The organism is Butyrivibrio sp. AE3004, from assembly GCF_000703165.1.
Taxonomy (GTDB): domain Bacteria; phylum Bacillota; class Clostridia; order Lachnospirales; family Lachnospiraceae; genus Butyrivibrio.
In genome coordinates, this window is sequence record NZ_JNLQ01000002.1 from 2,139,225 (window position 1) to 2,164,893 (window position 25,669).

The 25,669-nt window shown below is 40.7% G+C and carries 24 protein-coding genes and 1 tRNA gene; 7 read left to right on the forward strand and 18 right to left on the reverse strand.

What is annotated here, in order from left to right; translation table 11 throughout:
- Positions 1-40: 40 nt before the first annotated feature.
- From BV60_RS23180 to BV60_RS0112315, 3 genes are all read right to left on the reverse strand, one after another.
- Entirely contained in the window at positions 41-1,174 is a 1,134-nt protein-coding gene (locus tag BV60_RS23180) for a DUF4317 domain-containing protein (protein ID WP_029322190.1), read from the reverse strand.
- 12 nt (positions 1,175-1,186) lie between these two features.
- Positions 1,187-1,786, reverse strand: coding sequence for a flagellar motor switch phosphatase FliY (gene fliY / locus BV60_RS23185; protein ID WP_029322192.1), 600 nt, complete (start codon positions 1,784-1,786; stop codon positions 1,187-1,189).
- A gap of 264 nt (positions 1,787-2,050) precedes the next feature.
- A complete protein-coding gene (locus tag BV60_RS0112315; RefSeq protein ID WP_029322194.1) occupies positions 2,051-2,695 on the reverse strand; it encodes an HAD family hydrolase in 645 nt (214 codons plus the stop codon).
- A gap of 237 nt (positions 2,696-2,932) precedes the next feature.
- On the opposite strand from BV60_RS0112315, the gene BV60_RS0112320 reads away from it, so the two are divergent.
- The 5 genes from BV60_RS0112320 to ptsP all read left to right on the forward strand — a co-directional run bounded on the left by BV60_RS0112320 (position 2,933) and on the right by ptsP (position 8,783).
- Positions 2,933-3,682, forward strand: coding sequence for a DeoR/GlpR family DNA-binding transcription regulator (locus BV60_RS0112320; RefSeq protein WP_029322196.1), 750 nt, complete (start codon positions 2,933-2,935; stop codon positions 3,680-3,682).
- A 9-nt stretch (positions 3,683-3,691) separates the two neighbouring features.
- On the forward strand, positions 3,692-4,600 hold the full coding sequence (gene pfkB, locus BV60_RS0112325; RefSeq protein ID WP_029322199.1) for a 1-phosphofructokinase: 909 nt from the start codon (positions 3,692-3,694) through the stop codon (positions 4,598-4,600).
- Positions 4,601-4,684: 84 nt separating this feature from the next.
- Positions 4,685-6,613 (forward strand): PTS fructose transporter subunit IIABC, encoded by a 1,929-nt coding sequence (locus tag BV60_RS0112330; protein ID WP_029322201.1) that lies wholly within the window; start codon positions 4,685-4,687, stop codon positions 6,611-6,613.
- A 125-nt stretch (positions 6,614-6,738) separates the two neighbouring features.
- Positions 6,739-7,002 (forward strand): HPr family phosphocarrier protein, encoded by a 264-nt coding sequence (locus BV60_RS0112335; protein ID WP_026511508.1) that lies wholly within the window; start codon positions 6,739-6,741, stop codon positions 7,000-7,002.
- Between the two features lie 74 nt (positions 7,003-7,076).
- The gene (ptsP, locus tag BV60_RS0112340) at positions 7,077-8,783 is read left to right on the forward strand and encodes a phosphoenolpyruvate--protein phosphotransferase (RefSeq protein WP_029322203.1); all 1,707 of its coding nucleotides are present in this window, start codon (positions 7,077-7,079) and stop codon (positions 8,781-8,783) included.
- Between the two features lie 115 nt (positions 8,784-8,898).
- On the opposite strand, the gene BV60_RS0112345 is transcribed toward ptsP, so the two are convergent.
- The 4 genes from BV60_RS0112345 to BV60_RS22050 form a co-directional block, all read right to left on the reverse strand.
- Positions 8,899-10,077 (reverse strand): DHHW family protein, encoded by a 1,179-nt coding sequence (locus BV60_RS0112345; RefSeq protein ID WP_029322205.1) that lies wholly within the window; start codon positions 10,075-10,077, stop codon positions 8,899-8,901.
- Between the two features lie 96 nt (positions 10,078-10,173).
- Positions 10,174-11,469, reverse strand: a complete 1,296-nt coding sequence (locus BV60_RS0112350; protein WP_330376280.1) for an MBOAT family O-acyltransferase — start codon at positions 11,467-11,469, stop codon at positions 10,174-10,176.
- 117 nt (positions 11,470-11,586) lie between these two features.
- Complete coding sequence (locus tag BV60_RS0112355) at positions 11,587-12,159, reverse strand: DUF4358 domain-containing protein (RefSeq protein ID WP_029322209.1); 573 nt, start codon at positions 12,157-12,159, stop codon at positions 11,587-11,589.
- Positions 12,160-12,238: 79 nt separating this feature from the next.
- A complete protein-coding gene (locus BV60_RS22050; RefSeq protein WP_081846670.1) occupies positions 12,239-13,540 on the reverse strand; it encodes a GDSL-type esterase/lipase family protein in 1,302 nt (433 codons plus the stop codon).
- A gap of 320 nt (positions 13,541-13,860) precedes the next feature.
- On the opposite strand from BV60_RS22050, the gene BV60_RS0112365 reads away from it, so the two are divergent.
- Both BV60_RS0112365 and BV60_RS23190 read left to right on the forward strand, forming a co-directional pair.
- The gene (locus BV60_RS0112365; protein WP_035777264.1) at positions 13,861-15,393 is read left to right on the forward strand and encodes a Na+/H+ antiporter NhaC family protein; all 1,533 of its coding nucleotides are present in this window, start codon (positions 13,861-13,863) and stop codon (positions 15,391-15,393) included.
- 196 nt (positions 15,394-15,589) lie between these two features.
- Positions 15,590-15,754 (forward strand): hypothetical protein, encoded by a 165-nt coding sequence (locus BV60_RS23190; RefSeq protein WP_156036078.1) that lies wholly within the window; start codon positions 15,590-15,592, stop codon positions 15,752-15,754.
- A gap of 139 nt (positions 15,755-15,893) precedes the next feature.
- Here the strand turns inward: BV60_RS23190 and gdhA are convergent, their stop codons facing one another.
- From gdhA to BV60_RS0112425, 11 genes are all read right to left on the reverse strand, one after another.
- The gene (gdhA, locus tag BV60_RS0112375; RefSeq protein WP_029322214.1) at positions 15,894-17,228 is read right to left on the reverse strand and encodes an NADP-specific glutamate dehydrogenase; all 1,335 of its coding nucleotides are present in this window, start codon (positions 17,226-17,228) and stop codon (positions 15,894-15,896) included.
- Between the two features lie 191 nt (positions 17,229-17,419).
- Positions 17,420-18,445, reverse strand: coding sequence for a Gfo/Idh/MocA family protein (locus tag BV60_RS0112380; RefSeq protein WP_051656700.1), 1,026 nt, complete (start codon positions 18,443-18,445; stop codon positions 17,420-17,422).
- An 89-nt stretch (positions 18,446-18,534) separates the two neighbouring features.
- Positions 18,535-20,007 carry an SH3 domain-containing protein gene (locus BV60_RS22740; protein ID WP_029322217.1) on the reverse strand — a complete coding sequence of 491 codons (1,473 nt, stop codon included), beginning with the start codon at positions 20,005-20,007 and terminating at the stop codon, positions 18,535-18,537.
- 28 nt (positions 20,008-20,035) lie between these two features.
- A tRNA-Arg gene (locus tag BV60_RS0112390) sits at positions 20,036-20,107 on the reverse strand.
- A gap of 32 nt (positions 20,108-20,139) precedes the next feature.
- Complete coding sequence (locus BV60_RS0112395) at positions 20,140-21,054, reverse strand: DUF5688 family protein (RefSeq protein WP_029322219.1); 915 nt, start codon at positions 21,052-21,054, stop codon at positions 20,140-20,142.
- 101 nt (positions 21,055-21,155) lie between these two features.
- On the reverse strand, positions 21,156-21,713 hold the full coding sequence (gene efp, locus BV60_RS0112400) for an elongation factor P (RefSeq protein ID WP_029322222.1): 558 nt from the start codon (positions 21,711-21,713) through the stop codon (positions 21,156-21,158).
- An 84-nt stretch (positions 21,714-21,797) separates the two neighbouring features.
- On the reverse strand, positions 21,798-22,244 hold the full coding sequence (locus BV60_RS0112405) for a type II 3-dehydroquinate dehydratase (protein ID WP_029322224.1): 447 nt from the start codon (positions 22,242-22,244) through the stop codon (positions 21,798-21,800).
- 102 nt (positions 22,245-22,346) lie between these two features.
- Positions 22,347-23,735 (reverse strand): shikimate dehydrogenase, encoded by a 1,389-nt coding sequence (aroE, locus tag BV60_RS22745; RefSeq protein WP_081846671.1) that lies wholly within the window; start codon positions 23,733-23,735, stop codon positions 22,347-22,349.
- Positions 23,736-23,753: 18 nt separating this feature from the next.
- The gene (locus BV60_RS0112415) at positions 23,754-24,272 is read right to left on the reverse strand and encodes a YqeG family HAD IIIA-type phosphatase (protein ID WP_029322227.1); all 519 of its coding nucleotides are present in this window, start codon (positions 24,270-24,272) and stop codon (positions 23,754-23,756) included.
- A 96-nt stretch (positions 24,273-24,368) separates the two neighbouring features.
- Positions 24,369-24,782 (reverse strand): hypothetical protein, encoded by a 414-nt coding sequence (locus tag BV60_RS0112420; RefSeq protein ID WP_029322229.1) that lies wholly within the window; start codon positions 24,780-24,782, stop codon positions 24,369-24,371.
- A 126-nt stretch (positions 24,783-24,908) separates the two neighbouring features.
- Positions 24,909-25,661 carry an ABC transporter ATP-binding protein gene (locus BV60_RS0112425; RefSeq protein WP_029322231.1) on the reverse strand — a complete coding sequence of 251 codons (753 nt, stop codon included), beginning with the start codon at positions 25,659-25,661 and terminating at the stop codon, positions 24,909-24,911.
- Positions 25,662-25,669 lie beyond the last annotated feature (8 nt).

The following is a 25,669-nucleotide window of genomic DNA, read 5'->3' on the forward strand; positions in this document are numbered from 1 at the left end:
TTTAGATATAAAAGCAAAAGCTGTTTATCGGTATAAGTTCTTATTTAATAAATGTACGAACATTTACTCCGTTTACTTCTATATGGTCATCCACTTCTATAACGAGGCACTGACGACCGTCTATGATCCTTGATTCCACAAGATCTGCTCTGTCGGGTTTAACCTTTATGACCACATTCGGTGCCTCAATATCAAATTTTCTGGTATTTGCTATGTTTGTGACAAGAAGGGGCTGATCAACTTCTCCCACTATCTCCTGATAGTTATGATCAAAATAATCCATTCTATCTTCCGGAACACCACTGTCACTAAGCAGATGCTTTACATCTTCTTTTGAAAGTTCAAAGTGAACCTCATCCTCTTCGTGATCCTCAAGCATGGTGTTCAGATTTTCATGAATATTCCTCATAACATCATAGTCTGCTTCCTCACCGATAGTATTCTCCACAAGTGCCTGGAAAAGATTTTTCTGATCGGGGGCTGACATGGGTGCTCTTCCGCCAAAAAGTGCTTCTATGAATTCAGGCTGAAGATCTTCCTGTTTCTTGGTGAAATATAGCATATTATGAATATCGGCATTTCTCTCTATAAATGCAGGGAACAGGAATCCTTTGGCGGGTCCGTCAACAACCCAGTCGCGATATCTGTCTTCTATTTCATTAGTTTTTTCATTATAGCCAAGACCTGCCTTTGACAGCTTGACGGGGCAAATACTGCAGAGCATGTAATCGTAAATATTCTCTGATGCATCCTCCATCTCTATTCCGTCACGTGTCATTCCGGGTATGTCATAAATTGCATGAACAAGGATTATTAAATAGTTCTCTTCAGCAAAATAGTTTGGTATTACCTTATCATAGAATTCATCAATAAGAGCATCATCCTCTAAATGAGAATCTCTAAGGCGAAGGAGAAATTCCTGTGTTCCGCCTTCTTGTTCCTGATCGATGGGAAATTCCAGATTTATAAGACTTTTTCCAAAAACACCTGAAAGTGTGTGCTTAAAGATGTCAAGATATTTGAACATCTCTTCTTCGGGGATACTTCCAAATGCCTTTTTAAAAACAAGCTTTTTGTTTTTCTCCCCATCAACATAACACCCGCAAATGCGATCTATCGTGCATCTGTCGGGTGTGAATTGTTTTCTGATTTCTAATACTTCTGCTTTATTCATGTGAGCTTATCATTATTCCTTTGCCATAAATTTATCGCACATCTCGCGAGCAAACTGAACAGGATAGAGCTGCACCATAATAGAATCTATGAGATCGGCAATAGTCATTTTAAAAGCAATTTTTACGAAATTATCATATCCCGTTTCAAAACTCTTCTCAAAAATCTTAACGCTATCGACATCGATCCTGTTTACAACGGGTGTACTGATATCTGTAGGTATTCCAAGCATCATCGAAAGAGATGTGGCAGCTGCACCCATCATCTGGTTCATAGCTTCGGAAACAGCAGATAAATGGAGATCCGAAATCTCGCAATTCGTATTGGTTCCGTCGCCACCCATCATAAGATCTGTCATAACCTTAACGTCATTTTCTTTAAGAATCAGAACGTTATTCCCTGTAAGTCCTTTTACATAATGTATCTGCACAAAAATACAGGTTTTCTCATAGTCATCCAGTGATTCACTCCTCTTGATTACCGACACATTAGGCGTTGTAATATCAACCTTCTTATTTACCATCATACTGAGTGTCGTTGCAGAATTACCCATACTTATGTTGGCAATTTCTCCTAAAATGTCAATCTGTTCATTTGTAAGTACCTGATCCATAAGAACCCCTCGCTCCTTGTATAATCAGTTTTTTATCACTCCGTCCACTAAATATCGTGGAACTGTTTGAGCAATCCATCGCCAGATATCACGGATATACTACTATTTTATGTCATTAGCTTTGTGGTGTAAAGGAAGTTTAGGGCTGTGATTTCTTAATTTTCTATAATATTTTTATTTATAAGAATTACTCTGTAATTCTTGTAAACCAAAAGCACTCCGCCATGTATGCGTATGCAAAATCATTCTTTTTAAAAATCGCGATCAGATAAATTCCTTAAGCTCAAACAAAGAATTGAATTTTTTATAGTAGAGCCCCTTTACTTCCTCCTCGTCATCGTTTTGATCAGGAATATAGATAGTCTTTATTCCGGAATCGGCGGCTGCTCTTACTCCGTTTGGCGCATCCTCGACAGCTATGCAGCTCTCCTTAGGTACTCCCACCTGCTTGCTTGCATAAATGTAAATATCCGGCTTTGGTTTTCCTTCCTTTACCATTGTTGCACAGCAGATTTTATCGAAATAATCAAAAATCCCGACTTTCTTTAAGTACCTCTCCGTTCTCTCTTCATCGGTTGCTGTTGCGGTAGAGATAAGTATCCCGCGTTCCCTAAGATATGTAAGTATTTCTTTTGTGCCGGGCTTTAATTCTATTCCTTCTTTTGCCACAATCTCTTCAAACAGCTTTTTTCTGTATTCCCGGACTTCGCTATAATTGAAATCATCACCATACCATTCCCTGAATCTTTGCGGTGCAAAAGGTCTTCCAAGGCTTCTTAACTGCAGCGCCTGTTCCCTTGTCATCGAAAACCCAAAATGCTCAACCGCTTTGGGCCAGACAATCTGGTAATACTTTTCGGTATCTATTAGTGTTCCGTCAAGATCGAATAGAACAGCTTTTATTTCCATTATAATTCACCTCATCTTCATATACTTTTTTGACTCTTTCATCATCATAATACAAGTGAAGTGATTTTTTACAATTTATTTTGATTATTTTTGTTTATTATTCTTTTCTTAATTTGATTACCTGTGATTGACTTTGATTATTTATGATGATATTCTTTTCTCAGATGGTGATCATTTGCATTACTTGCGTGCGTATAATCAGCGAATTCATCATCACTACATTTGGGGAGAAATCATATGTTAACGGAAGAAAGACGATCAGCTATCGTTTCTTATATAGAAGAACATAATGCGGTTACTGTCCAGGAGCTGGTTGAAGCTCTTAATACTTCTGCTGCGACCATCAGAAGAGATTTAAATGCTCTTCACGCAGATCACAGAATACTCAAGGTTTTTGGTGGTGCAACTTCCTTAAGCTCCAGAGATGTCAATACAACAGAGCCCTCCGTTGCAGAGAAATCACAGCGCAACACTGAGGAAAAAGACATCATTTCCGAATACGCAGCTTCACTGATTCAGGATAATGATTTCGTTTACATCGATTCAGGAACTACTACACTTCACCTGATAGATCACATTACCAATAAGAAGGCAAAATATATCACAAACGGTATAGTCCATGCAAAAAGACTCCTTGAGAGAGATCTTTCCACCATGATCATAGGCGGAAGAATTAAACCGGTAACCGAAGCCGTAATCGGTCCCGATTGTGTGGAAGCGCTCAGTAAATTTCATTTCACCAAGGCCTTTATGGGAACAAACGGTGTTTCCGTCCAGGCAGGCTTTACTACCCCCGATGTGGATGAGGCACTCGTAAAAGCTGAGGCAATCAAGCACACCTATTTGTCCTACATCCTGGCAGATCATACAAAATTCGGAGTTGTAAGCTCAGTTACTTTTTCAGAGCTGAGAAGCTGCTGCATCATCACGGATGAGGAACCTGATAAAAAATATAAAGATCAGACAATAATAAAATCAATATTGTAGGAGGTAAACATGATTTACACAGTTACATTTAATCCGGCAATCGACTACATAGTCCGCATGGATAAACCTCTTGATCCCGGTATGACAAACCGCTCTGTTTCCGAGGACTGCTTCTTCGGTGGAAAAGGCATCAACGTTTCAACAATACTTAAAAATCTCGGAATCGAGAACACCGCTCTCGGATTTGCAGCAGGCTTTACGGGTGAAGCAATTGTCGCTGATGTTAAGAGAAAAGGAATCCTTGCTGATTTTATAATGCTTGATGAGGGCATTTCAAGAATCAACGTAAAAATCAAAGCTGAGCAGGAAACCGAAATCAATGCACAAGGTCCGAGTATCAGCGATGAAGCCTACAATAGCCTTTTAACCAAGCTTGATTCACTTAAAGAGGGTGATATGCTCATTCTTGCAGGCAGCATACCAAGTACTCTTCCGAGTGATGTATATGAGATCATCCTCGACAGACTTAAGGACAAAGGCATTACCTTTGTTGTCGATGCAACCAAGGATCTTCTCATGAATGTCCTTAAATATCATCCTTTCCTTATAAAACCCAATAACCATGAGCTTGGAGAGATGTTCAATATCGTGCTAAAGACTGATGACGAAATTGAAGCACATGCGAAAAAGCTTCAGGAAATGGGCGCACGTAATGTTCTTATTTCCATGGCGGGCGACGGTGCAATGCTCATAACCGAAGACGGTAACCGTTTCCGTGTAGGTGTTCCCAAGGGAACAGTCAAAAACTCTGTAGGTGCGGGAGACTCAATGGTAGCCGGCTTCGTTGCAGGCTATATGAAAACCGGTGATTACCAGGTTGCATTAAATATGGGAACCGCAGCAGGAAGTGCTACTGCATTTTCCGATGATCTCGCAACAGGCGAGCTTATAAACAGTATTTACGAAACACTCAAGTAATCGCTTTTAGTTGTTTCGTTAATATATACACAATGTATTGGGGAAGACCCAGTATCATGCATGTATGCATAGAAAGGGAGAAACATGAAAATCAAAGATCTTTTAAGCAAAGAAGGGGTTAGCTTAAATCAGACCGCAGCAGATCAGGGTGCTGCAATTGATTTGATGGTAGCACTTCATGACAAAGTTGGTAACCTTAATAACAAGGCTGATTTCAAAGCAGCTATTGAGGCAAGAGAAGCAAAAGGCTCTACAGCGGTAGGTATGGGGATAGCCGTTCCGCACGCAAAGACAGCAGCCGTTAAGAAGGCCGGTCTTGTTGCCATCACCGTTCCTTCCGGTGTTGATTACAAGTCACTCGACAATCAGCCCAGTAAGCTTCTGTTTATGATAGCCGCTCCTGACGGCGCAGCCGACACTCATCTCGAAGTATTGTCAAAGCTTATGACAATGCTCATGGATCAGGCTTTCACAAAGTCACTTATCGAAGCCAAGACTCCCGAGGAATTCATTGACCTCATCGACAAACAGGAGGATGCTCGCGACAAGAAGTCAGCAGAAAAAGAAAGCTCCGCTCCTGCTCCGGCAAAAGCAGGTCTTAAGATTCTCGGTGTAACAGCCTGCCCTACAGGTATTGCTCATACATATATGGCAGCTGAAGCTCTTGAGCAGTGTGCTAAGGAACAGGGTCACTCAATCAAGGTTGAGACAGATGGTTCCGGCGGTGCCAAGAACGTTCTTACAGATGCTGAAATCGCAGCTGCTGACGTCATCATTATCGCAGCTGATAAAAACGTTGAAATGGGCCGTTTCAATGGCAAGAAGGTCATCAAGGCTTCCACAGCCGATGCAATCCATCATTCAAGTGATCTTTTGGCACGTGCCGCATCGGGAGATGTTCCTGTTTATCAGCACACAGGCGCTATTTCCAAGAGCAGTTCTTCAATGGATAACGAAAGTGCCGGAAGAAAAGCATATAAACACCTTATGAACGGTGTATCACACATGCTTCCATTCGTTATTGGCGGTGGTATCCTGATTGCGATTGCTTTCCTTCTTGACGACTATTCAATTGATCCCAGCAACTTTGGTACCAATACTCCTGTTGCTGCATGGTTCAAGACAATCGGCGGAACAGCATTCGGATTCATGCTTCCTATCTTGGCAGGCTTTATAGCTCAGAGTATTGCAGATCGTCCCGGTCTTGCAGTTGGTTTCGTAGGTGGTGCTCTTGCTTCTACAGGTGCTACATTTGCATCTCCCGGCGGTGGTATTCCTTCCGCTTTCCTCGGAGCTCTTGTTGCAGGTTTCGCAGCGGGTTATATCGTACTTGCTATCAGAAAGATCACTGACGGTCTTCCGGCAGCTCTTGAAGGAATCAAACCCGTACTCATCTACCCTCTTTGCGGTATCATGATAATAGGTCTTGTAATGTGTGCGATCAACCCTCTTGTTGGAGCACTTAATGCATGGATTTCAGGAGTTCTTACAGGAATGAGCAGCGGTTCAATCATCGTTCTCGGAATCCTTCTTGGCGCAATGATGGCAACCGACATGGGTGGTCCTCTCAATAAGGCAGCTTATGTATTCGGTACTGCAGCACTTGCTAACCAGAATGAAACAGGCTACATGATCATGGCAGCAGTTATGGTTGGTGGTATGGTTCCTCCTATTGCTATCGCACTTGCTACCATATTCTTCAAGAACAAGTTCACAGAAGGTGAAAGAAAGTCAGGTCCCGTTAACTTCATCATGGGTCTTTGCTTCATTACAGAAGGTGCTATTCCTTTCGCAGCAGCCGATCCGCTTCACGTAATTCCTTCACTTATGATTGGCTCAGGACTTGCAGGTGCACTTTCAATGGCATTTAAATGCACACTTATGGCTCCTCACGGCGGAATCTTCGTATTCCCTGTTGTTGGTAACGTAGCAATGTATCTCGTAGCACTTCTTGTTGGATCTGTTGCAGGTGCAATAATGCTTGGCATTCTCAAAAAGAATGTAAACGAATAATTTAATACAGAAACAAATAAATTTAACCCATAGCATGCAACCCTTCCTACACATAAAGTATAAAGGGTTGCATCCGGTAAAAAAACGGATGCAGGGTTAAGCTCAGAAAGAAGAGGTAATAAAAAATGGTATCTAAAAATATTACAGTAAAGAACGAACAGGGCATGCATATGCGTCCCGCAAGTCTCCTTTCACAGAAGGCAACTCCTTTTGACAGCGATGTAAAAATCCTGTTCAACGGAAACAGTTATGACTGCAAGAGCGTTATGTTCCTTATGAGTGCATGCATCAAATGCGGTTCTGACATAGTGCTTCAGTGCGAAGGTCCTGACGAAGAGAAAGCACTTGCTGAGCTCTCTGAATTTATCGAGTCCGGTATGGGTGATTGATTATTATTTATTAAAAGTATGCTCTCCGGCATTTTTTGCCGGGGAGCTGTTTCTATATAAACGGAGGATTTTAAATGTACAAAGGAATAGCTGCATCAAGAGGAATCGGAATCGGAAGCATCTGCAGAATCGTCGAACAGGACCTTTCTTTTGAGGCCAGACAGATTACGGATTCCGCTGCTGAAAAAGATCGTTTTCATAAGGCAATTTCCGATTTTGTTGAAGAGACAAACGCTATGGCAGAGGATGTAAGAAAGCGTATAGGCCCCAAAGAAGCCGAAATACTTCAGGGTCACGCTGTAATGATTTCCGATCCAGCCATGTCAGGTGAAATGGACAAGATGATTGATTCCGGTCAGTGCGCAGAGGCTGCACTCACTGCTGTATGTGATATGTTCATAGGCATGTTTTCCAAAATGGATGATGATATGATGCGTCAAAGAGCATCCGATATTGCTGACGTTAAGGTAAGTGTTCTTAAAAAGCTTCTCGGAATCGAGGATGTTGATATCAGCAAGGTTGCTCCGGGTACAGTCCTTGTCTGCAAAGACCTTACGCCTTCAATGACTTCTCAGATAGTCAAAGAAAACGTAACCGGCATCATCACCGAAATAGGCGGAAAGACCTCTCACTCTGCTATCCTTGCTAGAGCCCTGGAAATCCCCGCTGTCCTCTCCGTTCCCGGAATTGTTGATGAAGTAAAGGATAAGGATACTGCTATAATCGACGGAACAGAGGGCGATGTTTTCATCAATCCCGATGGTGAAATTCTCTCAAAGTACATGCTTAAGCGTGAAGAGTTTATACGCAAGCAGTCAGAGTTAAAAACCTTTATCGGAAAAGAAACCGTCAATGCAGACGGCACAAAGCTTGAGCTTTTCTGCAATATCGGAACTCCTAAGGATGCAAAAAAAGCTATGGAATGTGACGGCGAAGGCATAGGTCTTTTCCGCTCCGAATTTCTTTTTATGGATAATACTCATCTTCCTTCCGAAGATGAACAGTTCGAAGCTTACAAAGAAGCGGTTCAGACTATGGATGAACGCTGTGTGATCATCCGTACCCTGGATATTGGCGGTGACAAGGATATCCCTTATCTCGGACTTGAGAAAGAGGAAAATCCCTTCCTTGGCTACAGAGCTGTCCGCTATTGTCTTGGTAACGAAGAGATTTACAAGACACAGCTTCGTGCAATTGTCAGAGCAAGTGCTTTCGGTAAGGTAAAGATAATGGTTCCTCTCGTAACCACTGTCGATGAAGTAAGAAGTGTCAAAAAACTTGTTAATGAAATCAAAGATGCGCTTTTGGCAGAAGGCATTGATTTTGATAAGGATATTGAAGTTGGCTGCATGATAGAGACAGCATCCGCTTCTCTTATTGCCGATCTGCTTGCGAAGGAAGCTGATTTCTTCTCAATAGGAACAAACGATCTTACTCAGTACACCATGAGTGTTGACAGAGGAAATCCCAAGGTTGCTTACCTTTATTCCTCCTTCCAGCCGTCAGTTCTGCGCTCAATAAGATATATTATCGAATGCGGCAAAAAAGCCGGTATTCCTGTAGGCATGTGCGGCGAAGCTGCTGCAGATCCTCTCATGATCCCGCTACTTATGTCCTTCGGACTTGATGAGTACAGCGTTAATCCGGTTCTTGTTCTCACTGCCCGCTGCATCATCTCCAAGTGGTCAAAGGCTGAGGCTGATGCCCTTACAGAAAAGATAATGTCCATGTCCACAGAATCCGAAATCGTAGCTGCTCTTAAGGAAGCTGCAAAGGAATAATAATCATTTTTTAAAAAAACTCCGGACGAGTATCAATCATACTCGCCCGGTTTTTTAGACATATTTCCGAATGTTTCCCACTATTTTCACTTAATATTTCACAAATGCCATACCGTTAAAAAATCCCGCCAATTCCCGTATCGTTGTCTATTGTATTCATGTTGTAGAGAATCAGGACATCCGTGATTTCCGAATGCTCATTTATAAATTTTGAAGGACCACCTTTGTAGTACCTCGTATCAAAAATATATATTGTGTGGTAATGGCCGATCAGGAAAGGCACCATACTGTTTGCATAACTGTCCTTTACAATAGCAAGTCCTCCGCTTTCCACCGCTTCATTTGTTATTGTCACCATTGGATGTATATTATTCAGGAAATACGAGTACTTATCCTTCTGCGCAAGATATTCCTCATTATATGGGGTATCCGTTACTTCTCCCGTATCCGAATATTCAACTGAAATTTTCCAATCAGGATGTGCTGCTGAGGTTATAGTATCAGTACCAAAATATTCATCATTCAGTTTTGAAAAAATAGTTCCTTTAAAATCTGTTGATACATCCGTAAGTGTGTAATCCGAAAGCGGTATGGTATCAAGTCCTGCAGCCTTACAATATGCCTCATATCCCACATACGCGCCATAGGTTGTCCAATGATGATCTGTCCTATAATATAGCCTTTTGTCAAAATTAACCATCTTCAAAGCCGTTTCTGCATCGATTGTTAAAAGTGAATCCGGCATAGATGTATATATTTCTTCAATTGTCCTATGTTGAGCATTTCTCTTATCAGCAGGAACATGATCCGGTAAAGTATCGTAATTTATTTCTATGGCAGTCGGTACAAGCATCAGTCTGCATTTTGCATTTTGTACATTCTCTGCAAGCTTTGAAAACTGCTCGATCTGTTTTTGTGTATTTTTCGGAGTATCATACTCTTCTATAAGTGAACCATCCTTCGCAAGATATACACCGTTTATCTCTTTTCTACCACTTAATCTTTGAGCTTCAGCCATAAGCGTCATAAGCGTATCCCTAAGCGGAAAATGATCTGCCGCATAGTTTTCAAGCCCTTCCGTGAAGCTTCCGCTTTTGACGTTCTCAAATTTTAATACCGGCAGCTTTGCCAGTGTTCTGTTTTCATTTACCGAAAAGTCCTTTTTCTCAAACGCAAAAAAAGCAATAATGAATAAAAACATAATCCCGCATATAATATATACGAGAATCCTGTCAGTAAGCCTTATTTTTTCTTCATCATCCTGTCTCTTACTTTTCAATTCTTTATTTCCCATAATAATTCATTCGTCCTTATTTCCTATTTGGAACTGTATCAATAATCTCAGCCATGTTTTTTAGTCTGTATTTATACTTATTTTCATCAATCGATATCAGAATCTAAAGTACAGAAATGGATTATAGGTATCTCTGACAAGGCTCGATACCGCAAGCAAAAACAGGCCTGTCATCACAGCCCCGAAAGCAACCCTTACTGCCTGACAGGCAATGCTTTCACCTGAAAGTTGTTTTCTAAGGCGTGGATAAACAGGAAATGCGAATACTATCGCTACAATAAGCACAATAAGATAATTACCTGTATACCACAAAAATTCCTGACCATAAAAAGCATTACCCGGAATTCCCACAAGCTTTACAAAATAGCGCCCCATTTCGTAAAGATCGTCAAAAGTGAATATTCCAAAACCAAAAACTACAATTATAACCGCATACAGGTGCTGTAAAATTTGGGGAATTTTAGAAAGCCACTTTCCCCAAATATATTTTTCAAGAGTAAGAAGAGTCCCGTGATAAAGTCCCCATAGTACAAAATTCCATGACGCTCCGTGCCACAATCCTGTAAGGAACCATACAACAAAGATGTTTCTTAGATGCTTTACAGTCCCTACGCGATTTCCGCCAAGAGGAATATATACATAATCCTTGAACCAGGTAGAAAGTGAAATATGCCATCTGTGCCAAAAATCAGTAATGGATGTGGCACTTAAAGGATACACAAAGTTTTCAGGAAAATGAAAACCAAGCATACGCCCAAGTCCTATAGCCATATCACTATATGCGCTAAAATCATAGTATAACTGAAGGGTAAAGCACAAAAGGCCAAGCCAGGCTGTTACAATTGAAATATCTTCAGCTACCCTAATGGTATCCCAAAGAGCCCCTATCTGATTTGCTATCAATACCTTTCGAAGAAGACCCAGAATAAACCTTTTCATACCTGATATAAATTTGTCTTCTTTTATTTCTCTTTTATGAAGTTCGTCCTGAACTGTACTAAAGCGTACGATAGGTCCCGCGATCAGTTGTGGGAACATAGAGACATACGTAAGATAGTCAAGGTAATTATGCTCAACTTTTACCCTGCCTTTATAGACATCTATGGAATAGCTTGCAGTCTGGAAAGTATAAAAGCTAATTCCAACCGGAAGAGCAATCCCCGGAAGTCCACGGTCAAACGGAGTAAGGTAATTCCAGATGCCCACAACAAAATCAGCATATTTAAAAAATCCCAGGAGAGAAAAATTTATCAAAAGTGCTGTCACAAGAAAAACTCTTTTCCTAAAAACAGATGTCCCATATTTTTCCTGAAGAATGCCGTCAGTATAATCCACAAAGGATGACAATAGCATAAGCAGAATGTATATAGGCTCTCCCCATGCGTAAAACAAAAGACTAAAAGCAAGCAGGACGAAATTTTTCGTCCTGCCGGGAAATGCAAAATATAAGATCAAAAATGCCGGTAAAAAAAAGAACAAAAAAGTAAGACTACTGAATACCACTACTGTTTATTCCCCCAAAAGACCCTTCTTAATTATTTCCTCTATTCCCTCAGCATCAGGTGAAATCACAAGATAAAGGGTATTGCCATCCTTCTTAATGGAAGCACTCGTGATAATATCAGCCTGATCAGGCAGATAATCAAGCATTTCAGGAGAAGACAGCTGCTCCAAAACAGCACTGAGTTTCCCTTCAACTTCTGCCACATTACTTTCATCTGCCACATTTAAAATGATCACTCTGTCCGCATGGACTTCATCTGCTTCTGCAAAGACATACCCCGAAAGCATTCCGGCATCTATTCCGTAATAATTCATGAGCCAGTCAGCATCAGCTTCATACATATCAGGCAGAGTATATGCAGCTTTTATCTTTGCATAAATTTCATCCGGACTCAAAGCTGCCTTCTGTTCACCTGCATCAGTTTGTCCGGCCTGTTCTGTTCCTTGTCCGTTGTCATTCTGCTCATTGCCGGATGTCTGTATGGCGTCACCCTTCTGCGCACTGCTTCCACAGCCGGCTATTCCGAGCATCATTGCTGTTATTAGTGCCCCAAATAATATAATCTTGTTTTTTTTCATACTTCCAATCTCATTTCGATATACCGAAATATTCCTCCCCTCTGATTATGTTAGTGCTAATGTCACCAGATATTTTATTTTAACCGATCCCCAGTCGTTCTGCCGCATAACGTATAAGAACCAATTTCCAGACGTCATAGGCTTTATAAGATTCATGTAAAAAACCATCACTACAGAACTCTTCTTTAAGATTACCTTCTCCGTCTGAAAGTACATTTGCTATATCCAGATATCCCCAGCCATTTTGTGCGGCAAGCTCACGGACTCTTGAATTAAATGTAGCTATATTGGTGTTGTTTAGTTTTCCTTTTCCTTTATCCTTAAGTGTGTAGGTTGCACTTAATATATTGATTTCAACGCCCGGAGACAATTCTTTTATCTTATCTACAAGCTGTGGATAAAGAGCTACAGAGTCATCCATATTTGAGCTCACATCATTTATCCCAAAGAACAGAAAAGCTTTCCTTGCACCCATAAGCTGAATTGATTCCCATACAGGCCTCTGTACTCCCTGATATAAAGGGTGCACACTTTTATCACTTACAGGCCAGAAGGAATTATGCAGGGACAGCGATCCCGCTGCAAGAAATTGTAGCTGTTTTAGCATGGGATCAGTACTTTTTCCGGAGTAATTCCTAAATCCCAAAAGGACGGAATCTCCTGCGAATACCGAACCTTCATAAAAAGCACTTATCTGCTGCATCTGCTCCTCGGTATAGCTCATGTTCTCCAGCATTTGAAGATCATATGAAACAATGAGCATTCCGTTATCGGTTGCTGTCGTTTCGGTTATGTCATCACTCAAAGTCTGCTCTGCTACTTCGTCTGTATCTGTGATTTCAACCATGTCTTTGTCAGTGGTTACAGATATATCTCTGTCTGTGTCTTCACCTATTTCTCCATCAGAGGTTTCGACCACAGCATTGTTTGTATCTTCTGCTATTTCTCCTTTAGAGTCTTCGGCTACAGCACTACCCGTATCGTCTGTGATTTCGTCTTTTGAAGCTTTTCCTTCAATATTTTCAGGAGCCTCTGCTTTATTACTATCATTTGTTGAAGCCACCTCAAAATCACCATTTTTTGCACTATTGCCATCGATTTCTTTTGAGTCATCAGACTTATCAGTTTCTGTACCATCCAAGGAAACAAACGTCTTATCCTCTGTCCCCAGTACAGGTGTCTTATAAAACAACCTGTCCGCAACCTCTTCACCGACATTCGGGGACAACTTCGGTTCCAGTGATGCTATTTTGTCTAAAGCAGCATTATTATCCAAGTATGCTTCCTGCCTAAATGCATTATTGTCAGAACTCGTAGAAAGCCCACAGGCACACAAGCTTGCAGATGCTAATGCTACGATGAGACATTTTACCCCTCTCATTTCTCTCACCTTACAAATAATCCTCTCACTTTGAACTTTGCTGTGCTATCGTTTAGTTATAAATTCGTTTTTGGAAAATTAAAAAGAACTCCCCCTACATATACATTATATATATTAACTCAAATAATTCCACTTAAACTATAGGTTTATGAGGGCATTTTTACAATTATATATTCAGGTCATGTTATATTTTGAATCTAATTTTATCAGATTAAATTATTTAACGCCAATCTATTGTTGCCAGGTTTATAGCGAAAATATTATAATAAAACAAACAAAATAATATTAAAAAACATACTAAATTAGTAGGAGGGGAGTTTATGTTCACAAATAGTTTTTGGGCACTAATCCCGGCTATCATAGCCATTGCTCTGGCACTGATAACCAAAGAAGTCTATTCATCTCTTTTCATCGGAATTCTTGTAGGAGGTCTCCTATACACCAATTTCAGCTTTACAGCCACCATACAGCATGTATTTGTTGACGGCATGATAGGACAACTTTCCAACAGTTGGAATGTTGGTATTTTGATATTCCTCGTTGTACTTGGCAGTATGGTCATGCTCATGAATCGTGCAGGAGGATCTGCAGCTTTTGGTAAATGGGCAATTAAACATGTTAAGACAAAAACCGGTGCTCAGCTTGCTACCATAGCACTTGGCTGTCTCATTTTCATTGATGACTATTTCAACTGCCTTACAGTAGGCTCAGTAATGAGACCCGTAACTGATAAGCACAAAATTTCCAGAGAGAAACTTGCATACCTTATAGATGCAACTGCTGCTCCTGTTTGTATCATAGCACCTATTTCTTCCTGGGCAGCAGCTGTTACAGGCTTTGTAGACGGAGCAAACGGTCTTACGCTTTTTGTAAAGGCTATTCCTTATAATTTCTATGCAATACTTACTATTGTGATGATGCTTACAATCACCTTTGCAAAGGTTGATTTTGGTCCCATGAGAAATGCAGAGTTAAACAGTTTTTCAACAAAAAAAGGCAATGACTCATCTCAGCATGCCAGCATGACCGGTGCAGAAGATCAGCCTGCTCCTCCCGTTTCCATTAAAGGTAAGGTTATCCATCTTGTTCTTCCCATTGCAGCCTTGATAATATGCTGTGTTATCGGAATGATCTATACCGGTGGGTTCTTTGATGGAACAAATTTTGTAGATGCTTTCGCTGGTTCTGATGCATCTGTAGGTCTTGTCTACGGATCTGTAGCTGCACTTATTATCACTATTATATTCATGCTGGCCACAAGAGTACTTTCCTTTAGCGAGTGTATGAATGCTATTCCTGAAGGATTTAAGAGCATGGTTCCCGCAATCCTTATTCTCACCTTTGCATGGACACTTAAATCCATGACTGACTCTCTTGGAGCAGCTACATATGTTGCAGGTCTTGTTGAACTGATTGCCGATAACCACACATTCATGAGTCTTCTTCCTGCTATTGTTTTCATCATTGGTGCTTTCCTTGCATTTGCAACAGGTACTTCCTGGGGAACATTTGGAATACTCATCCCGATAGTTGCCAACGTATTCAGCTCCAACATTAATAATGAGCTTCTTATCATTTCGGTTTCAGCATGTATGGCCGGAGCAGTTTGCGGTGACCACTGCTCTCCGATTTCAGATACTACGATCATGGCAAGTGCAGGTGCTGAATGTAAACACATCTACCATGTATCCACGCAGCTTCCTTACGCATTTACTGTTGCAGTAGTGTCCTGTATTTCGTACATCATTGCCGGTCGTGTACGTAATTGGCTCATTTGTCTGCCTATATCAGTAATATTGATGATAGCGACAGTTTTTGTTATCCGCTTTATATTAGGCGAAAAAAATAAATAATTTCAATATTTATCATAAATAACGTAATTAAATTTTAAGATTTTCTTAAGGTTTTGTTTCTTGAATAGCCTGCTTCTATGCTTTAATATTAACCTTGCATCTGAAAATATTGATGTCTTAATCTGGGGGGAGAAAGACGTGAGATGGATTCAGAATCTGGATGGTGGGGACCTTCAGATTAGCAAGGAGAAAGAGTATGGAATGGAAAAAAGCTTTTGATCGTATCATGGACCAGTTGTATAATCACCCGGAAGAAATGAGATGCAGGCTTCTCGGAAAATATGATCATCCTGTTAATTCTCCGGTATCAGAGGAGCGCAGGACTGCAATTGAGATGTTGCAAGGCTTACAAAAAGCATAATAAAGATATTATTAAACCACCGCACTTTTGCGGTGGTTTTTTTGTATTATATGAATTACAGTGTAGTTTTCTGTAAGGTAAAAGAGCTTCCGAAAACATTTTGTCTTCGGAAGCTCTATCAGTCTATTTATATTTCAGATCAGACAATACCCTGAGCCTTCATAGCTTCAGCAACCTTAAGGAAGCCTGCGATATTAGCACCTGCTACGTAGTTGCCTTCCTGGCCATACTTCTTAGCAGCATCGTCAATGTTGTGATAGATGTTAACCATGATGTTCTTAAGCTTAGCATCTACTTCTTCAAATGACCAGCTAAGTCTCTCAGAGTTCTGGCTCATCTCAAGAGCTGATGTAGCAACACCACCTGCGTTTGCAGCCTTACCACCTACGAACATAACCTTGTTCTGCTGTAAGTACTCTGTAGCCTCGATTGTTGTAGGCATGTTAGCACCCTCACATACAGCGATACAGCCATTAGCAACAAGCTGCTTAGCATCCTCAAGATGAAGCTCGTTCTGAGTTGCGCAAGGAAGTGCAACATCACACTTGATGCTCCATACGCCTCTGCCTTCGTGATACTCAGCTGACTTTCTTGCAGCTGCATACTCAGTAAGACGTGCTCTCTTAACTTCCTTAACCTCCTTAAGAAGCTCTACATCGATGCCCTCTGCATCATAAATCCAACCTGTAGAATCAGAACATGTAACAACCTTAGCGCCAAGCTGCTGAGCCTTCTCGATTGCATAGATAGCAACGTTACCTGCACCTGAAACAACTACTGTCTTGCCCTTAATATCAGAACCGTTGCACTTTAAGAGCTCCTCTGTAAGGTAGAGAAGACCATAACCTGTAGCCTGTGTACGAGCAAGTGATCCACCATATGTAAGGCCTTTTCCTGTAAGAACACCTTCGTAAGTGTCACGGATTCTCTTATACTGACCATACATATATCCGATCTCACGTCCGCCAACACCGATATCACCTGCAGGAACGTCTGTATCAGCACCGATGTGTCTGAAAAGCTCTGTCATGAAGCTCTGGCAGAATGCCATGATTTCTCTGTCTGACTTGCCCTTAGGATCAAAGTCTGAACCACCCTTACCGCCGCCGATCGGAAGACCTGTAAGTGAGTTCTTGAAGATCTGCTCAAAACCAAGGAACTTGATAATACCAAGATTTACTGAAGGATGGAAACGAAGTCCTCCCTTGTAAGGTCCGATAGCAGAATTGAACTGAATACGGAAACCATTGTTAACCTGAACCTGACCCTTATCGTCTACCCACGGTACTCTGAAAAGAATCTGTCTCTCAGGAGTGCACAGTCTCTCAAGAAGTGCATCCTTTCTGTACTCATCCTCATGTGCATCAATAACAACTCTGAGAGAATCAAGTACTTCCTTTACAGCCTGATGGAATTCCGGCTGAGCGGGATTCTTCTCAACAACATAATTGTAGACTTCATCAACGTATGACATTTTAATATCCTCCTATGATTTAAAAATCTGGCGTATCAAACCTTAGGCTCTGCTCTGAAAAAGTGTACAAAAAAAGAGCGTAAAGCTTCATAGGTCTTTACGCTCCATTGCGCAGACACCACTGTCCGAAAAGTATTATTTCACAATGACATTAAAACGTCAAGCACTTTATTGCTTTAAACTATTAAAAATCATTCCTCTGCGTTTTCAGCCTGCTCCGGTTCTGCATTTTCGCTTTCTTCCTGCGGGAATTTAACGCCTGTCTGTTTCCTTACAAAATCCATAATATCCAATATTTTCAACGTCTGAATATGGGTCATTTCAGGGCTTTCCTTCCAACCTTCACCTATTGCCTTAAACGCAGCAGTAACCTCATATTCGTATCCCGTAATCTGCTTTTCCTGCTTATAATATGCTATCTTCTCACCCGCATTGTTATAAACACATATATCTGCAAAATTGTTGATATCCTGAACCTCTATATGACCGTTAGCACCGTAAATTATACCCTTACAGGGCCCAAATGCCGTAGCTGAGCATGTTACTACTGCCATCTGCCCGCTTCGGTATTTAAGGCATACCGTGTCCTGTAAATCAATTCCTTTGTCATTTAGAACCGCCTGAGTCTGAATATCCGTAACATCATCTCCAAGAACAAGAGATGCAAAATTCAGTCCGTAAACACCCAGATCAAGAAGTGCTCCTCCTCCGAGTGAAGGATCCTGTATTCTCTGTTTCCATGCTATATTGTAGCTTAAATCAGCCATGACCATGGATATATCTCCGATAATGTTACCGGCAACCACTTCCTTTAGCTTAGCTGCAAGAGGAAGAAATCTTGTCCACATAGCTTCAGTAAGAAAAACATTATTCTTTTCAGCTATTGCAAACAATTCCTTAGCCTGAGCTTCATTAAGTGTAAATGATTTCTCGCAAAGGACATTTTTTCCGTTCTCAAGAGCAAGTTTAACATTTTCAAAATGAGCAGAATGAGGAGTTGCGACATAAATCAGTTCCACCTTGGGGTCCTTACAGAGTTCCTCATATGATCCATAGTAATTCTTTATCTTGAATTCCTTAGCAAAATTTTCAGCCTTCTCTATCGTTCTTGAAGCAACCGCATGACATACCACACCCCGCATTCCCTGAATAGTCCTTGCCATCGTTCCTGCAATTTCCCCGGTTCCCATTATTCCGACTTTTCTCTTATCAAACATATATAATTCCTTCTTTCTTTAGTTTCAATCATGTTGTACTAGTGCTAAAAACGCGCAGCATTTTCACAGCTGCGCGTTTATTAGAAATCTCATTCTTTTGTAAGGAACTCAGATTTAATGTATCCTGTCTTACCGTTATATTCGACCTTAGCCCATCCGCTGGCATATTGCTCCTTAACATTTACAAAATCGCCTTTGTAGATGTTATCAACAATCTCTGAATCAGTGCTCTGTCCCTTACGAAGTCTGACAGCATCAGATACCTGCATCTTACCGGTGTCATAAACACTGACTTTTCCTGAATTAGACTCATTCTCTGTAGTCTCTTCCTTTTTCTCTTCGGTCTTCTCTTCAGCCTTTTGCTCTGTAGTCTCTTCTGTTGCAGGCTGTTCAGCATTCTCAGTATCGCCTGCAGCTGCCTGATCCTCAGTAACCTCGGTGAAATATTCACTCTTTACAAATGCTTCACCACCATTATATTCAATCTTACTCCAACCATTTTCCAGAGCTGCAATTCTGGTAAATACCTGATCTATCTCTGTCTTACCAATCTTATCGGCAGTTTCGGAATCTGAGCTTCTGATATTTACAACATCCGTTGCCTTAATCTTGGTAACAACAGCTGTCTGAGCTTCTTCTGCAGGCTGTTCTCCATTTTCACCCTCTGCAGATTGCTCGGTAGCTTCACCCTCAGCGGGCTGCTCGGTAACTTCGCCCTCGGCAGGCTGTTCTCCATTCTCACCCTCTGCAGCTTCCGGATTTTCAGCAGTCGCATCCGGAACCACAGTTTCACCGGACTCAATAGCCGCAAGTGCTTCACCTACCGAAACCTGGATACTAGCGCTCATATCAGACAGAAACTGAGCCAGTCCCTCATTTCCTGCAATAATATCGTTATAATTTGCAGCAACCGAATTATTCAGATCAACCACATCTGCCTGAAGGGAAATATTGCTGATATATTCGGTTATCTTGTCATCCACAACATCCCCGTTAATGTAAAGATTTCCATTTTCATCAGTGCAAACATACATAGTCTGCATTCCGGGAAGAGGTGTGTCATAGCCCTGAAAGAGCACTTCAGTGTATGCATATGCAACATAGCTTCCGTCAACAGGGCCGGGTTTTGTGTAAACATCAACTGTAGGAATCTGATTGATATACTTGGATACTTCCTTAAGTCTAAGTTCTTCTGTTGATTCAAGTCCGGTATAAATGGACTTTATAGTTTCCATATCCCCTGAAGCATATGCTGTAAAATACTTACTCATCAGGTCATTTATAGCTTCATATGCATTTTTCTCAAGATCGACCTCAGGAACTATATAGCTTCCGTTTTCATCAACAGTAACCTGACCGTCCTGCGTATCTGTAGAAATTGTTCTGTTATTGGCATTAAGTGCGATCACCACAGTCAGTGCAACTGCAACAACAAGGATAATCGGCATCACAATCTTTTTATTATCGGTTATAAATTCCCAAAAAGTTCTTTTATCCTGAGCCGCGAACGGATTCTCCGGTTCATTATTCTTTTTATTGAAATTCATTCCTTTAAAATTCATTATTCTATTTCCTTTCTGTGACAAAAGATGCACCCGACAGGAATCGAACCTGCATTAAAGGCGTCGGAGGCCTCCGTTCTATCCATTAGACTACGGGTGCAAATTGTTACAGATTTATTACGTACCCGACTATCATAACATAGTATCTTTGACCTGTTCAACCTTTTTCACATTATTTTCACCACTTCGGTCAAAATAGTACAGACTGTCAGCCAATACATCCTCAGACGGAACACATGTGGAATTTACACATTTTACCATTTCTATAAGATTATCTGCTTCATTGCCTTCAAAAGTCTCACTAAGGAGGATCAGCTCATGCACAGATGATGGAAGTATGTAAAAATTAGCTCCGAACTTATCTCCTACTTCCTTCAAAAGTCCGGGATACAGCATTACCGAGGCACCACCCAAATACTTGTCATTTGTCGCTATAAGCAGATTATTTGAAGAAAAAACATCCCTGAAAATATCATCTCCGGACTTTGCACTTAAGAAATCGCCCATTGGAATTATATTTGCAGGAAAAATCCTCGGTGTATTATCAAGTGCCGCCTCAAACAGATCCTCCTCGGTAGCATCCCATAATTCAAGGAATTCATTACGTATCTGAACACTTCCGTCAATTCCCATAGCATTAAGTGCTACAAAATATATTACCGCCAGATCTTCCACCAATCTGTGAGGAACGTTTTTCAGTTTTTCTTCATTTCTTTCCTTATTTACTATTTTAAAACAAATCTTATCAGATATGGAACCATAATCTTTAAAAAATGACATATCAACCTGTCTGTTTACAATATATTTATCAAAAGTTTCAATGACTTCTTCGGAAATATCATTAAAGTCCCTGCCCTCCTTATATTTCACATAGAAATCATCAAGATAAAGTGTAGGCGCACAATTGCTCTTTGTGTTCTTCACACACAGTCCTCTTTTTACAAGTCCGTTATTCTTCACAATCTCATGTGTTGTAACAATTGCACTGTCTCCGTAATATGCTTCAACTTTCTTCACTACTTCGTTATAAAATAATTCTTTTTCCAAATTTAATCTCCTTTTCCAAAAACGCAAAAAAGGCAATGAAAGATAATAATACTTTCATTGCCTTACAAGTCTATAAATACAATTTTCAGAAAAAACGGTAATTAAACTCTGGAGAGGTATTCTCCTGATCTGGTGTCAATCTTGATAACATCGCCTTCGTTAACGAAAAGCGGAACCTGCACAACAGCACCTGTCTCAACAGTAGCAGGCTTTGTAGCACCTGTAGCTGTATCACCCTTGAAGCCGGGCTCTGTCTCAGAAATAGCAAGTTCTACGAAAAGCGGAGGCTCAATAGCAAATACGTTGCCATTGTATGAGTTAACCTGAACGGTCTCATTCTCCTTAACATATTTCATAGCATCGCCAACCTGCTCCTTTGTAAGAGAGATCTGCTCATATGATTCATTATCCATGAAGTTGAAAAGATCTCCATCAGCATAAAGATACTGCATATCCTTACGATCGATACGAGCTGCAGGGAACTTCTCAGTAGGACGGAAGGTTGTTTCCTTAACACCACCGTTGATGATATCCTTAAGCTTTGTTCTTACAAATGCTGCGCCTTTACCGGGCTTAACATGCTGGAATTCTATTATCTGACATACATTACCATCAATTTCGATGGTCATACCGTTTCTGAAATCACTTGCAGAAATCATAAAAATCCTCCTAATATATACAAATCAAACAACTACATTATAATATACTAAGGTCTGTTTTTTTTCAATACTTAATTTTTTTAATCATTTATTTACTTTTATGTTCTGAACACAATAATCAATTGCCTCAAGATAACCCTGAAGTCCGTGTCCGTATATCTGCTTGTCACAGGCAGGTGCAGTAACCGAATTGGCTCTGAAGCTCTCGCGCTCCTTTATATTGGAAATATGGACCTCAACTTTCAGGATATTTTCCAGACTTTTTAAGGCATCATGTATCGCATAACTGTAATGGGTATATGCCCCGGGATTGATCACGATTCCCTCTGTGCCGTCACTGTATGTTTCCTGCAGCTTGTCTATAATGGCACCCTCGTGATTCGATTGCCATACTGTAACATCGATGTTATCGGCCTTAGCCTTTTCTTCTATTATCTTTAAAAGATAGTTATAATCCTCATTTCCATAAATGTTTTTTTCCCTTATTCCGAGAAAATTAAGGTTTGGTCCGTTTATAACCAGTATCTTCATAATCATACCCTCAATTGTAAATACATATTTTCACATGATTCATGTAGGCAGATTGTAATTACCGCTTTCGGATCATGCTTCGTATCGTTTAATGATAAAAGATCACAGCATAGCTTCTATTATCTCAGTAGAAATTCTGTCAACACTCTTGCCGTCCGTATCTATTTCTAAATCACACGCAGCTTTGTAAATATCTCTTCTCTCATCCTGAAGGCTTTTTATCTTCTCCAGAACATTATCAGCCTTAAGCAGAGGTCTGGAATCGTCATCCTTTACTCTTTCGTAAACAGTTTCCGGTCTTGCCTTCAAAAAAACAACAGTACCGGTTTTTCTTAACAGTTCCCTGTTTTTTTCTCTTATGGGAAGTCCTCCGCCAACCGAAAGTACAATTCCGGTTCTGTCACTTTCAGACAACCTTTCAAGATATTCTGTTTCCATATCACGAAAAGCCTGTTCTCCGGATTCAGCAAAAATATCCTTTACCTCTTTTTTCTGTTCTCTCTCAATCTCAAGATCGGTATCCACAAGTTCATAGCCAAGAAGCTCACAAAGAGCCTTGGCAACAGAGCTTTTCCCGCTCCCCATAAAACCTGTAAGGATAATGTTTCTATCCTCCAAAAGTTCCCTAAAAAGCTTCCCGTACAGCATAGCACAGGCAGAGTCGTCGGCCTTAATATCGTTCCACATCTCATAGGCTTCTACTCCCTGGTACAAAAGCATTTTCAATCCTGAAATGCACTTCGCACCCGCCTCGGCACACAGTTTTAAAAACTTTGTATTAAGCGGTCTGTATACTGCATCAAATCCTATCTTCAACTTTTTATAAAAATCAGGATCCTCTATAACCGCTTTCTCTGTTTCGGGAAAAAGTCCCACTTTTGTCATCTGAAAACAGATATACTTTCTGTCGGAAGGAAGCTTTTTATACTCCTTAAGTTCCATGGGTGTTGCTATATCAAAGCCCGCAAATGAATTTACTTCCTTGCAGAGCTTTTCTGCCTTTTCAAAGGTCCTGTTTAAAATCAGCACTTCTTTTGCGTCTTCCTTTGCAGCAAGAAATGCCGCCGGTCTTCCGGCGCCTCCTGCGCCGAGGATTATTACCGACTCTCCCTTAAGACTCACCTTTGCATCTTTGAGGGATCTCAGAATACCGAGATAGTCTGTATTATAGCCCTTAAAACCTGTTCCATCCTTGGTTCTCACAAGCGTATTAACAGCGCCTATCCGCTCCGCAACAGGATCTATATCCTCAAGAAATGGCATTACGGCACTTTTGTGAGGAACTGTAACGTTAAGTCCGAGAATATCCAGTGCAGCAGCGCCCTTTACCGCACTCTCAACATCATTCTCACGAACTTCAAAAGGAACATAAACCATATCTGTACCTGTTACATCGTTCAAAGTGTTATGAATAGCTGGTGAAAGTGTGTGATGAACAGGATTGCCTATGAGTCCGCAGACCCTTGTTGTTCCCTTAATCTCTTTTTTCATACAAGCCTCCGACCAAAATCAGTTGTTCTTTCTGCTTTCCTTATTTACATGTCTTCTATAAAAAAACAGAACAACAGCCTCAAGTCTTCTCTTTAAAATAATCTGTATCTCTTCCTTTTTGTCTATCTGATCTACAAGAATTGTGTGAATTCCTGCCCTGTTAGCTCCCCAGACATCAGTAAAAATCTGATCGCCAACAAAAAGTGTATCATCCGGTCCCGTCCCCATAAGCTCCATTGCTTTGATATAGCCCTTCAGAAAAGGCTTGTCCGCTTTATAAATATACTTTGACTCTACAGCGTTGGCAAAAGGACTGACTCTCGGCTCTTTATTATTCGATAAAAGAACAGTATCATAGCCAATCTCATGAAGTCTGTCAAAAAGCTCTACTGCTCTGTTATCCGCAGGCGCCCCATGAGGAACCAGGGTATTGTCTATATCAAAGATAATGCCTCTGTAACCTTTATCATATAATTTTTCAAACGGAATTAAATAAGTTGATTCCGAGGTCTCACTCGGATAAAGTAAATGTTTCATAGATGAAACTATACCACAAATCTGCTGTCTGTGGTACATACTAAAAGCAAAAAAAAGAGCAGAAGCTCCATCAAAAAGCCTCTGCCCTATTATTTGTCATCTTTGAATAACAAGTCCATCCTCATCATTCATTACTATTCTTGTAGAATCAGATTCCGAACGATTATTTATTGCTCCGCTTCCTACAAAATACTGATACTCATGCAGTATTGAATCCTTCTGCATATCTGATACTGCCTTGCGCATTACACTGGACTGGATCCCTCCGAGATTGGAAAGACCTACAAGTGAATCATCTCTATTCCCCAATGAGACTTTCACATTTCCAATATCTGCATTCTTCCTGGGTGTTTTTACAACTGCATCCCAAGCGGACTCTTTTCCTGTTTTGCTGTCAGAATCATGTGTGCTGCCTTTATCAGTAAGCACCGTCTGAACATTATCAGTAGAAAGAAAGCTATTCGGATATAATCTGTTCAAATAAGAATCATCAAAGCCATCGATTCTCATATGCCCCCTCCTTTTTCATACATTGATATCTTACACGAAAATACCCGTTAAATCAATTCCTGCGCACCATTCAATGCATTATATCGGCATATTATTCCAAAAGCTTTAGAGCTTATTTGAAATTTTTTATCTAATCCCTGCACTTTTTAGCAGTTCCATCGTATATTCGCTCTTCGGATTTTTATAAACCTCCCGCGGAACACCATATTCCTCAATAATGCCCCCATGCATTACAGCCACATGATCACATATCTGATATATAACTCTAAGATCATGTGATATAAAAAGAATGGTTATCCCCATTTCTCTGTGAAGGTCCTGAAGAAGTTCCAGGATCTGCGCCTGAATTGTCACATCAAGTGCGGAAACAGGCTCATCGGCTATAAGCACTTTGGGGGATCTCATCAGTGCTACACCTATGCTGACACGCTGTCTTTGTCCTCCGGAAAGCTGGGATGGGTATCTTTCCATCATTTCCGTAGGAAGACCAATAGCCTTCATTATCTGCTCTGCTCTCTTCTTACGTTCTTCGCTTGTCCACTTCTTGGTTTTATCAGCCCTAAGTGGCTCTTCCAAAAGCCATCCGATTTTCTTTTTAGGGTTGAGCGATGAATATGGGTCCTGAAATACCATCTGGGCATCTGAATATTTTTGTATCAGTTCACCCTCGATATCTTTGTTCATTCCCACTATAGCTTTGGCAAGTGTTGATTTACCGCATCCCGACTCACCTGCCAGACCAAGTATCTCACCTTCAAACACATCAAGGTCGATTCCCTTTATTACATGTTGTTTGCGCTTTTTACCAAAAGGTGTTTTATTATGTTTTTTATAGTATACTTGCAGATTTTTAATCTGAATTACCTTTTCCTGTCCCATATAAATAT